Source organism: Rhizobium sp. SEMIA 4085, from assembly GCF_013004495.1.
GTDB classification, from domain to species: domain Bacteria; phylum Pseudomonadota; class Alphaproteobacteria; order Rhizobiales; family Rhizobiaceae; genus Rhizobium; species Rhizobium gallicum.
In genome coordinates, this window is sequence record NZ_JABEPH010000233.1 from 1 (window position 1) to 9,614 (window position 9,614).

General features: G+C 59.6%; 12 protein-coding genes. 8 read left to right on the top strand and 4 right to left on the bottom strand.

What is annotated here, in order from left to right; all coding sequences use genetic code 11:
* The 3 genes from C9413_RS21165 to C9413_RS21175 form a co-directional block, all read left to right on the top strand.
* Nucleotides 1–858 (top strand): VOC family protein (locus C9413_RS21165; protein ID WP_170250864.1); only part of this gene is annotated, 858 nt, incomplete at its 5' end.
* Between the two features lie 363 nt (nucleotides 859–1,221).
* Nucleotides 1,222–1,722, top strand: a complete 501-nt coding sequence (locus tag C9413_RS21170) for a GFA family protein (RefSeq protein WP_170250865.1) — start codon at nucleotides 1,222–1,224, stop codon at nucleotides 1,720–1,722.
* A gap of 535 nt (nucleotides 1,723–2,257) precedes the next feature.
* On the top strand, nucleotides 2,258–2,443 hold the full coding sequence (locus C9413_RS21175; RefSeq protein ID WP_022712945.1) for a hypothetical protein: 186 nt from the start codon (nucleotides 2,258–2,260) through the stop codon (nucleotides 2,441–2,443).
* A gap of 79 nt (nucleotides 2,444–2,522) precedes the next feature.
* On the opposite strand, the gene queE is transcribed toward C9413_RS21175, so the two are convergent.
* The 3 genes from queE to queC are packed head-to-tail and all read right to left on the bottom strand — an operon-like array spanning nucleotide 2,523 to nucleotide 4,323.
* A complete protein-coding gene (gene queE / locus C9413_RS21180; RefSeq protein WP_040116262.1) occupies nucleotides 2,523–3,260 on the bottom strand; it encodes a 7-carboxy-7-deazaguanine synthase QueE in 738 nt (245 codons plus the stop codon).
* Complete coding sequence (queD, locus tag C9413_RS21185) at nucleotides 3,257–3,613, bottom strand: 6-carboxytetrahydropterin synthase QueD (protein WP_040116261.1); 357 nt, start codon at nucleotides 3,611–3,613, stop codon at nucleotides 3,257–3,259. The genes queE and queD overlap by 4 nt, the downstream gene beginning before the upstream one ends.
* Nucleotides 3,613–4,323, bottom strand: a complete 711-nt coding sequence (queC, locus tag C9413_RS21190) for a 7-cyano-7-deazaguanine synthase QueC (protein ID WP_040116260.1) — start codon at nucleotides 4,321–4,323, stop codon at nucleotides 3,613–3,615. Before queC ends, queD begins: the two co-directional genes overlap by 1 nt.
* Before the next feature lie 187 nt (nucleotides 4,324–4,510).
* On the opposite strand from queC, the gene C9413_RS21195 reads away from it, so the two are divergent.
* The 4 genes from C9413_RS21195 (at nucleotide 4,511) to C9413_RS21210 (ending at nucleotide 7,232) form a co-directional block, all read left to right on the top strand.
* A complete protein-coding gene (locus C9413_RS21195) occupies nucleotides 4,511–5,953 on the top strand; it encodes an FAD-binding oxidoreductase (RefSeq protein ID WP_170250866.1) in 1,443 nt (480 codons plus the stop codon).
* Nucleotides 5,954–5,968: 15 nt separating this feature from the next.
* On the top strand, nucleotides 5,969–6,145 hold the full coding sequence (locus C9413_RS21200; RefSeq protein ID WP_170250867.1) for a hypothetical protein: 177 nt from the start codon (nucleotides 5,969–5,971) through the stop codon (nucleotides 6,143–6,145).
* Nucleotides 6,146–6,366: 221 nt separating this feature from the next.
* On the top strand, nucleotides 6,367–6,690 hold the full coding sequence (locus C9413_RS21205) for a hypothetical protein (RefSeq protein ID WP_210263570.1): 324 nt from the start codon (nucleotides 6,367–6,369) through the stop codon (nucleotides 6,688–6,690).
* A gap of 137 nt (nucleotides 6,691–6,827) precedes the next feature.
* Nucleotides 6,828–7,232: a hypothetical protein gene (locus tag C9413_RS21210; protein ID WP_223844103.1), complete on the top strand. Its 405-nt coding sequence runs from the start codon at nucleotides 6,828–6,830 to the stop codon at nucleotides 7,230–7,232.
* A gap of 38 nt (nucleotides 7,233–7,270) precedes the next feature.
* Here the strand turns inward: C9413_RS21210 and C9413_RS21215 are convergent, their stop codons facing one another.
* On the bottom strand, nucleotides 7,271–8,203 hold the full coding sequence (locus C9413_RS21215) for a LysR family transcriptional regulator (protein WP_040116257.1): 933 nt from the start codon (nucleotides 8,201–8,203) through the stop codon (nucleotides 7,271–7,273).
* An 83-nt stretch (nucleotides 8,204–8,286) separates the two neighbouring features.
* On the opposite strand from C9413_RS21215, the gene C9413_RS21220 reads away from it, so the two are divergent.
* The gene (locus tag C9413_RS21220; RefSeq protein ID WP_040116256.1) at nucleotides 8,287–9,180 is read left to right on the top strand and encodes an NAD(P)H-binding protein; all 894 of its coding nucleotides are present in this window, start codon (nucleotides 8,287–8,289) and stop codon (nucleotides 9,178–9,180) included.
* The last annotated feature ends 434 nt before the right edge of the window (nucleotides 9,181–9,614 follow it).

Genomic DNA, 9,614 nt, shown 5'->3' on the forward strand with positions numbered 1-9,614 from the left:
TTGGCCGTCGGGCCATCCGCAGTCCACGGCACGACGGCTTATGCTGCCGGCCTGATGGTCGACGATGCGAAGGCGGCAGTCGAACGCGCCGTGGCCCTGGGCGCCGAGCGCTTTCGGCAACCGCTCGATGCTGGCGAGATCGAGATGCCGGCCGTACGCGGTGTCGGTGGCGGCATCCTCTACTTCCTCGATCCCAAGACGGAGCTCGCCCGCATATGGGAGATCGAGTTCGATCCGGTCGAAGACACGGCAGCGCCTGAGCCTGTCGGGCTGCAGTCGATCGATCACATCGCCCAGACCATGAAATATGAGGAATTGCTCACCTGGCTGCTGTTCTACACATCGATCCTCGATGCTCATAAGACGCCGCTGGTCGACATCATCGATCCGTCCGGCATAGTGAGAAGCCAGGCCATAGAAAATGCCGACGGGTCGCTGCGCATCACCATGAACGGTGCCGAAAACCGCAACACACTTGCCGGCCACTTCATCGCCGAAACCTTCGGCTCCGGCATCCAGCATCTGGCCTTCAAAACGCAGGATATCTTTTCCGCTGCCGCTGCCCTTTCCGCAAACGGCTTCGTAACCCTTGCGATCTCGCCGAACTATTATGACGACCTGGAAGCCCGTTTCGGTCTGGACGCGGAATTTGCGGAACGATTGAAGGCGAACAACATCCTCTATGACCGCGACGAGCATGGCGAATATTTCCAGCTCTACAGTCCCACCTACGGTGAAGGTCTGTTCTTCGAGATTGTCGAAAGGCGCGGCTATCGGGGATACGGTGCGGCAAATGCCATTTTCCGCATCGCTGCGCTCAGAAAGCATCTGCGGCCGGCGGGCGTACCGCGGACCTGACGGCAGGCTTACTGATCTTTGCGAAAATACTGGTTAATCTAGCACGCTTTCGTGTGGCGCCCAGTCGCTCGGCGGCCGTGGCAAGGTCCTGAAAGATCCGTCCAAATCAGAGCCATATTCCAGGGTTGTCGGATTCTCTCGTTGTCGAATTACGCCTCTACGCATTGCCGATGATGGTTATTTCCGCGCCAAGCCGTGCGCCGCTCCTTTCGATCGTCGACCGCGTCCCTTTACCACATCGACCGCGCTGTCGTCTTGAGACACGACCTTCCCTTGCCGTTGCTCGTCATAGGGAGACTGGACGATCAAAAGACGAAAACCTAAAAGAGACTAAGCCCAAACCCGCCTCTTGAAGGAGGAGAAATGAAACGCATCGAGATGGAGGTGAGCGGCGGTTGCCAGTGCGGTGCCGTGCGCTATCACGCAACCGCTATGTTTGACAATTCACATCTCTGCCATTGCCGCATGTGCCAGAAAGCCTCGGGCAACATTTTTGCCGCGCTCGTCGCCGCGCCCGATGATGCGCTTACCTGGACACGCGGCAAGCCGAGCGTCTGGAAGAGCTCGGAGCGCGTCGAGCGCGGCTTCTGCGCTAATTGCGGCACGCCATTGTTCTTCCACCACCTCGAAAACGGTCGCACCAACCTGATGATCGGATCGCTTGACGATCCGCACGCCTTCTCGCCGCTTGCCAATACCTGCACCGAGAACATGGTGGCATGGTTCGATGCGATCACGGGCATAGAAAATACCGGTGCGACCGAAAACAACGGCGCCGACTGGGCCGCGGCGATCAAGGAGAGCAACAACCAGCACCCCGATCACGATACCGCCTCATGGGCGGTGAGGGGGCGTGATGGGTGAGTCCTATCCCGGCGGTTTCCGGTGAGGCGCTCTCCGTTGCCGCTATTTCGAAAAGCCGTCGTGCCGGAAACCAACGACAGCGACGGATTGCTTTCACGATGATGCACGCAAGGGTGCCTGAAGGGCTGCTCTTTAGCTAATTCGTGCCTCGAAGCAGCCCGTCATCCTCCGCCCCTTAACAGCCGCAGCGCTGACCTTGCCGCCAGCTAGGGCAAGTGGGAAATCTGAGAAACTGTGGGCCCCTCGCCAGCGAACTTCGTCTACCGACCAGCCATTTCCTGACGATCTTTTGAGCACAGGTGGCTCAAGCATAGGGCAGACGTTTATGGCTGCGCAGATTTCAATCGAGCACGAAGCGAGCAGCTCGCTCTTGATGAGCGCGTTCAGACCGCGACGGAAAAGTGAAAGCGCCGTTTTTCGAACGCGTGTAGCGCATGAGTTTGAGCTCGTCGAAAGGCGTTCCTCTTAACTTTAGGGCTGACTAATGAACGATTTGTGATCGTCAGGCGTTATCCTCACAAGGAGGAAGATGACCATGAAGAACATGAACAACAGGCAAGTGCATGTGCCAGGCCCGCACGATCGTGACGTTGCCGATCACTGCAAGAAGCTTGGGGTTGATCCGGCAGAGGAGCGCAAGCTATTGCGGCTGCTTGGCAAAAACGCACCCCTTCATGAGATTCGGGCGAACGTTTCGCCGAAACAGCCGCGATTCCGCTGATCGATGTCCTTTGTGCCTCGGGATCGGCGACGAATGGCTGAGGCTTGCGTTGCCATCGCCGGTGTTACCGAAGGAATCGTCAGACCCCGCGCTTGTTGCCCCACAGAAGCACATGTAGTTGCGGCAGCACGCGCGCCTCGAACCACTGATCTTCCGTTACCTTGTCGATTAGCCAGAGCATCCGGTCCATGATGCCGTCGATATCGACGCGTGCCTCTTCGTCTGTGGGCAGGGGTGGCGTATGATTGCCGGGTTGAAGATAAACCGGAAGCGTCGGGTATCGTGCCGCGGCGGTCCGGGCAAAGAGGTAATCACCATCGTCGAACACAACGAACTTCAGTGCAAGCTGCGGCTTTTCGGTAGCCATTTTCAGGCAGGTCTCGAACGCGCGCCAGTCGGTCTCCATGCCGCTTGACGGCGGCTTCGGGCTAAGGACCAAAACGTCGAGATCGGCAAACCAATTCTTGGCAATGCTGCCTTGGCTTTCCAGCGCGAAACGGAAACCCTGGCTGTGTCCGCGCTCTATCAACGGCCCGAGCGGTTGGATCGCCGGATTACCTCCTGATAGCGACACCGTGAGCGGTTTGTTGCCTGATAGCCGCAAGACCTCCTCCCAGACATCGTCGACCGACATCGGACGCCATTGATCGCGGTACTCGCCGTCGACGGCATGCAGCGTATCACACCATGAGCAACGGTAATCGCAGCCTCCCGTCCTGACAAAAACGGTCGGAAGGCCGATCAAAACACCTTCTCCCTGGATGGTGGGCCCGAAGATTTCGCTGACGCGGATCTGGGCCTCACGGGCGACGGTCATGGCCGGTATTCCGCCCAGGTCTTCGGCGTCTCGCTGACGCGCACTGCCGAGGTTTCCGGCAGGCGATCCTTGCACCAATCGTAGAAATGCTTCGCCAGACACTCAGCCGTCACCTGATCATGACCGAGGACCTCGTTCAGGTGTCGATGGTCGAAGGACTCGTCAATATAGGACTTCAGCGGCGCAAGCTCGTGGTAATCGCGGACAAATCCGTGGCTGTTGAGGGTTGCTGCTGAAAGTTCCACCTCCACGACGTAATTGTGTCCGTGAAGGCGGCCGCATTGATGGTCGGCGGGCAGAGTTGTGAGCCGGTGCGAGGCGGAGAAATGAAATTCCTTGGTGATGCGGAACATTATTTCACCTCTTCGGCAGCAAAGCCCGCGGTTGCGGCCACCCAGAAGTCCGCGTCCTCGTAGTCCGTCGGATCGTCTATGCCGGCCAGATGGAACGCTTCGCGCCGTTCGACGCAGGTGCCGCAGCGGCCGCAGTGGCGCGAACCGCCCTTGTAGCACGACCAGGTCTCTGCGAACCGAGTGCCGTTCCTGGCGCCATCGATTACGATGTCGGCTTTCGAGACGGTGACGTAAGGTGCAAAAAGTGAAACGTTGGCATAGCCGTCGAGCGCCTGGTTCTGCATGTCCTGGAAGGACTGGATGAAACCTGGCCGGCAGTCCGGATAAATGAAGTGGTCCCCGCCATGCACAGCGACTGCGACCGCGTCGGCCTTCTGCGCCGCCGCAAGCCCGAAGGCAATGGCAAGCATGATGGCGTTGCGGTTCGGAACGACGGTCGCCTTCATCGTCTCTTCGGCATAATGTCCATCCGGAACATCGATGTCGTCGGTCAGCGCCGATCCCGTCAGATGGCTGCCTATGTTCGTGATGTCGATGATCTGATGGGGCACACCGAGGCGTTTGGCGCACGCAGCCGCGAAATCGAGTTCCTTGCGGTGCCGCTGTCCGTAATCGAAGGAGAGAAGGCCAATGAGTTGGTGTTCCGCGGCAACCTTGTGCGCAAGCGAAACGGAGTCCAATCCGCCGGAGCAGATGACGATAGTTTTCATGATGGTTGATCCCTTGTTTTGACCGGGTGGGCTGCGACCGGATTACGGCAGCGCTTCTAAAGCAATAAACCCAGCTTGTGAAGGGTCCCGGCTGGAAAGTTTATTAGCATTATCTTGCGTAACGAAGGAACGAAGCGCAAAATGCTGCCACGGCGGAACGGGGCTCCGCCGCCTTGGGGAGGAATTCATGGACAACTTGAACCTTACGACCCTGCAGAAGGGCCAAACGGCCATGACTGACGTTGCGCTTGATGCCTACGCGGCAGGTCTGCGGGGCAGATTGCTCACGGGAACGGACGCCGATTACGACGAGGCGCGGGCCATATGGAATGGGATGATTGACCGGCGGCCGGGTCTCATCGTGCGCTGCGCTGGTGCTGCCGACGTTATGAGATCCGTCCGGTTCGCGCGCGAAAACAATCTTCTTTTGGCGGTCCGCGGTGGTGGGCACAACATCGCCGGCAATGCTGTCTGTGAAGGCGGCCTGGTCATTGATCTGTCGCCGATGAAATCGGTAAGGGTCGACCCGGGCACACGGCGTTTGCGGGTCGAGCCGGGCGCAACGCTTGCCGATGTCGATAACGAAACACAGGCTTTCGGGCTGGCTCTGCCGACCGGGATCAATTCCACGACCGGCATTGCCGGGCTGACACTTGGTGGCGGTTTCGGCTGGCTTACACGCAAGTTCGGCCTGACCATTGATAATATCATCTCGATGGAGGTCGTAACCGCTGAAGGCAAGCTGGTACGCGTGAGCGAGAACGAAGAGCCGGATCTGTTTTGGGCGCTGCGCGGCGGCGGCGGCAATTTCGGCGTCGTAACTTCGTTTGAGTTCCGGCTCCACGATCTGCCGGGCGAGGTTCTGGCAGGTCTGGTCGTTCATCCCTTTGCCGACGCGGAAATGGTGCTCAGGCAATATCGCCAGGTGCTCGAAACGGCGCCGGACGAGCTCACATGCTGGGCGGTCATGCGCAAGGCACCGCCGCTGCCTTTCCTGCCCGCCGAATGGCACGGCAGGGAAATCCTTGCACTCGCCATGTGCCATTGCGGCGACATCGAAGCGGGCAAAGTCGCTGCCGCGGCGCTGCGTGATATCGGCAATCCGATTGCCGATGTTGTCGGTCCGACACCTTTTGCCGGCTGGCAACAGGCATTCGACCCGCTGCTGACGCCAGGTGCGCGCAACTATTGGAAGAGCCAGGATTTCGCAGAGCTCTCGGATGCGACGATTGCAGTTCTCCTCGATGCCGTCCGCAAGCTGCCGGGGCCGGAATGCGAGATCTTCATTGGCCATGTGGGCGGCGCAGCGGGCCGCATCGCAGTGGAGGATACGGCTTTTCCCCAGCGCAACTCGCATTTCGTCATGAACGTTCATGCGCGCTGGCGCGAGAAATCGATGGACAGCACGTGCATCGGCTGGGCACGCGAGCTATTCGAGGCAACGAAGAAGCACGCCATCGGCACAGCCTACATCAATTTTATGCCGGAGGATGAAAGCGATCGTGTTGAAGCGGCCTATGGCGGCAACTACAAACGTCTGACGGAGATCAAGCGGCGTTACGATCCTCAAAATCTGTTCCGCATGAACCAGAATGTGCAGCCACAGGCGGAAATGCGCGCCGCCGGCTGACCGGTGAGCACCGGAATGGATGAAACGCCAGGTGCCGCTGTAATGCTGATCATCGGCGGCACCAAAATTACCTGGGACCGCGGCGCCGTAAGTGCCGGGGCGAAATCCGGCTTTCGGGCCGGTGCGCGACCGCAACTGCTTCAAAATGACGGTTTCAATTTTAATTTGCAGCCGACCGATATCTCCCTCTAAAGTTATAAAATCTCAGCCGTGCAGCCAATGAAAAAGGCGGCAATGGAAGACGCATCATCAGCCTTCGAGCGGATTCTCGTTGCCCGCCGCCTGCGCGATTTAACCATACGGTCATTCATCTTGATGACATGCACTGGGAGCCCGGCCGCGTCGGCATTGCTCGCGGCAGGGTTCTTAGAGACAAAAGGGCCACGGGGGCGGCCCAAGCCGACAGCTGGATCATGGAAGGTGTCTACGGCCAGCTCGTGAATATGGTCCTTGATCGGGTGACGACACTCATTTGGATCGATCTGCCAGAGGAAGAGTGCGTCGAGAGTTTCAAAGAAAGGGGTATTCAAGGCGGCGAGACGAGAACGCAATTCGATGACCTCCTGAAATGGGTGGCCGAGTACAGGATTCGGACGAACAACTGGAATTCATTTCAGGTGCACGGGCGATTGTTTGCAGAGTTCTCCGGTCCAAAACTCCTGCTATCCAACCGTCAGGCGGTCACAGAATTTGCCGAGACTTTGACCGTGTGCGTCGGCGAGGCCATCGATGAGTGATGCTGTGTGTCTGCGGACGATGAACGAAAAATATGCGGATCGTTTAGATCCTATGAGGAGAGCGGACAGCGATAAGCGCTGTTGCAAAGTGAGGTCGCTTAACCCTATTTTATGGAAGTGAATTAAGGACCTGAGCGTTGACACAACCCGCAGCCCATAAGGTCCGCTTCAAATTTATCACGCAATGTCCAAGGGATGATGGCTGCGGCGTTTTCGTCTTGCAGATGCTGACGGGCAAACCCTACGACCAAATTGCCAGCATGATCGATTGGGGCGATCAGACCAATCATTACACAACGTGGAAGGAACTGCTTGGCGTCCTAACCGAATTGGGCTGGCATACTGGCGGATTATGCAAGGCAGTGAGCTGGGCCGATGTTTGCGGGGTAGCGGTCGTCCATGTCGAAAAAGACCACTTTATCCTCTACGACGCCAATAACCGCATTTTCTATGATCCTGGGCAATCAGATGGCCCCGATCGGTATACCCGCCTCGTTCCTATGAGCTTCCTTCCAGTGCAACCGCCAGCGAATAGTGCATAAATCTAGGAGTTGCGCGACAGATGGCCCGCTTTGCGGACTCAGCGGTCAGATTCAGCGGCCGATGACATATCCGCCGCCGCCGCGACAATGGCGCGCCTCAACCAGATGTGCCTGGGGGTGTCCTGCTGACGCGCGTGCCAGGCGAGACTCATCGTGAAGCTGCCAAGATCGAGGGGCGGCGGCCGCGACACGAAGCGCCTCATGTCGGCGGCGGATCGCGCCAGGCTCGACGGCAGGGTCATGATCAGGTCTGAGCGGGCGGCTATCTCCACCGCTGCAAAGAAGTTCGGCACGCGCAGCTTTACCCTTCGCTTCCGCCCCATGCGCGAAAGCACCTCATCGACGGGTGCAGGCCCGACGCCGGTGATGCTGACCACTATATGCTCAAGCGCCAGAAAGCGGTCGAGGGTGAGTTTTCCGATAGCGGCCGGATGATCCGCGCGCATCAATGTCACAAGTTTTTCGTCATAGAGGCGGCGGCGGTGGATGCCGGCGGGTGCTTCGTCGATGAGCGCGACCATCGCATCCGCGTCATCGTGCTCCAGCGCTTTCATTCCGTTCGCGCCTGGCGCGACGATGTCAAGATCAACGGACGGTGCCTCGCGTGCGAGGCGGGCGAGCAAATGCGGCGCGAGCGCGGCGGCCTGAAGATCGGGCATCAGAAGCCGAACTTGACCCATCGCCGTCGCGGGATCGAACGGATTCGCCTCCAGCATCTCGCCGATGCCGGCCAGGAGTCGGCGCAGAACGGGGCGCACCTCCTCAGCGCGGGCGCTAGGGATGTAACCGCCCGGCCCATCGACCAGGAGTGCATCCGCAAACAGCGCGCGCAATCGCCCCAAAGCACGGCTTGCAGCCGGCTGGCTCATGCCGAGCCGGTGGGCTGCCCGTGTGACGTTCATTTCGGTCAGCAGCGCATCGAGCGCTACTAGCAGGTTGAGATCGATCTGCCGTAAATCCGTTTCACGCATACTGACTATATACCGCATGCATTGGACGCATGGAAATCCCCCGTCTATCGTCTCTCGATCGACCAACCAATGGAGAAGAAGTCATGTATGTTGTGCTTGGAGCAAATGGGCGCGCTGGTGGCGAGACAGCGCGCGCCCTCATCGAACACGGCGAGGCCGTGCGTGTCGTCGTGCGTCACCCGGGACAGGGTGAAAAATGGACGGCTCTCGGCGCTGCGGTCGTCGTCGCGAACATCGAGGATACCGAGGCCTTAGCCGATGCGCTGAAAGGCGCGTCGGGCGCGTTCCTGCTCAATCCGCCGCCGGTGAGAGGTGATCCGTATGCACGCACGGACGAACTCGGTGCTGCGCTCGCCGATGCCGCACGGCGGACGCATCTGCCCAAGGCCGTCGTCCTGTCGTCGATCGGAGCGCAGCATGCTTCGGGCACTGGCGTCATCGCGACCCTCAACAGGTTCGAGGCGCGGCTTGCCGGCGTGGCACCGGCGATCGCCTTCCTGCGATCCGGCTATTTTGTCGAGACGTGGAGCGAGGTGGCAGGAACCGCCGTGTCTGAAGGCCTGCTCCCGACCTTCCTCGAACCCTCTCAGGAGATTCCAATGGTGAGTACGATCGATGTCGGGCGCACTGCGGCAGCCCTGCTCCGCGAGGACTGGACCGGGAAGCGCGTCGTGGAACTGGCCGGACCGGAAGACTGGAGCGCCGGTAATGTGGCGTCGGCCTTCGCGGAAGTTCTCGACCGCCCAGTGGTGCCGATGCTGGTCCCGCCGGAGGGTCGCGCCGTGCTTCTTGCCGAGGAAGGCGTGCCCGAGGAGGTGGCGGGTGCGCTTCTCGGTATGTATGAGGGCATCGCCAACGGCCTGTTCACGCGCCAGGACGGCAGCGAGCACCGGCGCGGCACGATCTCCCTGGCAGCGGCGATAGAGCGCATTGTCGCAACGGTTGAACCAGCCGATCGGTGCTCTGCGCCCCAGTAGTTGACCTTAGGATGTGCGCACCACTCTCCGGCCCGGCCTTTCCAACAGCTTGGAGCGTGCAAGAGCCAGGTGCAGTCAATGGTGGCTTTGGGCCGAGCGTGGTCATGGCGCAAATGCGCCATGTGTGGACGGCTCCGGTTTGGCAAGAGTTTTGTAGACTTTTTTGCACATTGCTGGTCGGAGCTGCCATGTGTCCGGCCTTTGGATGCGGCACAGAAACAGGCCGCTGGCCATAATGCTCTCCGCGGATTGGGTCCCGGTCAAAAGCCCGCGCTCGAAGCGCCTGGCGCATAGTGGGTTGTCCCTCTCCTTGGGCCGACTGGCGTAGGTGCGTTATAAGTCTCCTGCTCTTACCAAAGACGTTCACGACGCTTGCGCCGTGTTTCACCTTTCGGCGGTGACCGGGATTGCTCGATAGGGTTCGTTGCGGCTCA

Excerpts from the sequence above, each read along its gene's own strand:
- C9413_RS21200 (WP_170250867.1), top strand. The coding sequence starts at position 5,969 with ATGGATGAAACGCCAGGTGCCGCTGTAATGCTGATCATCGGCGGCACC.
- C9413_RS21205 (WP_210263570.1), top strand. The coding sequence starts at position 6,367 with ATGGAAGGTGTCTACGGCCAGCTCGTGAATATGGTCCTTGATCGGGTG.
- C9413_RS21170 (WP_170250865.1), top strand. The coding sequence starts at position 1,222 with ATGAAACGCATCGAGATGGAGGTGAGCGGCGGTTGCCAGTGCGGTGCC.
- C9413_RS21195 (WP_170250866.1), top strand. The coding sequence starts at position 4,511 with ATGGACAACTTGAACCTTACGACCCTGCAGAAGGGCCAAACGGCCATG.
- C9413_RS21175 (WP_022712945.1), top strand. The coding sequence starts at position 2,258 with ATGAAGAACATGAACAACAGGCAAGTGCATGTGCCAGGCCCGCACGAT.
- queD (WP_040116261.1), bottom strand. The coding sequence starts at position 3,613 with ATGTTCCGCATCACCAAGGAATTTCATTTCTCCGCCTCGCACCGGCTC.
- C9413_RS21215 (WP_040116257.1), bottom strand. The coding sequence starts at position 8,203 with ATGCGTGAAACGGATTTACGGCAGATCGATCTCAACCTGCTAGTAGCG.
- C9413_RS21220 (WP_040116256.1), top strand. The coding sequence starts at position 8,287 with ATGTATGTTGTGCTTGGAGCAAATGGGCGCGCTGGTGGCGAGACAGCG.
- queE (WP_040116262.1), bottom strand. The coding sequence starts at position 3,260 with ATGACCGTCGCCCGTGAGGCCCAGATCCGCGTCAGCGAAATCTTCGGG.
- queC (WP_040116260.1), bottom strand. The coding sequence starts at position 4,323 with ATGAAAACTATCGTCATCTGCTCCGGCGGATTGGACTCCGTTTCGCTT.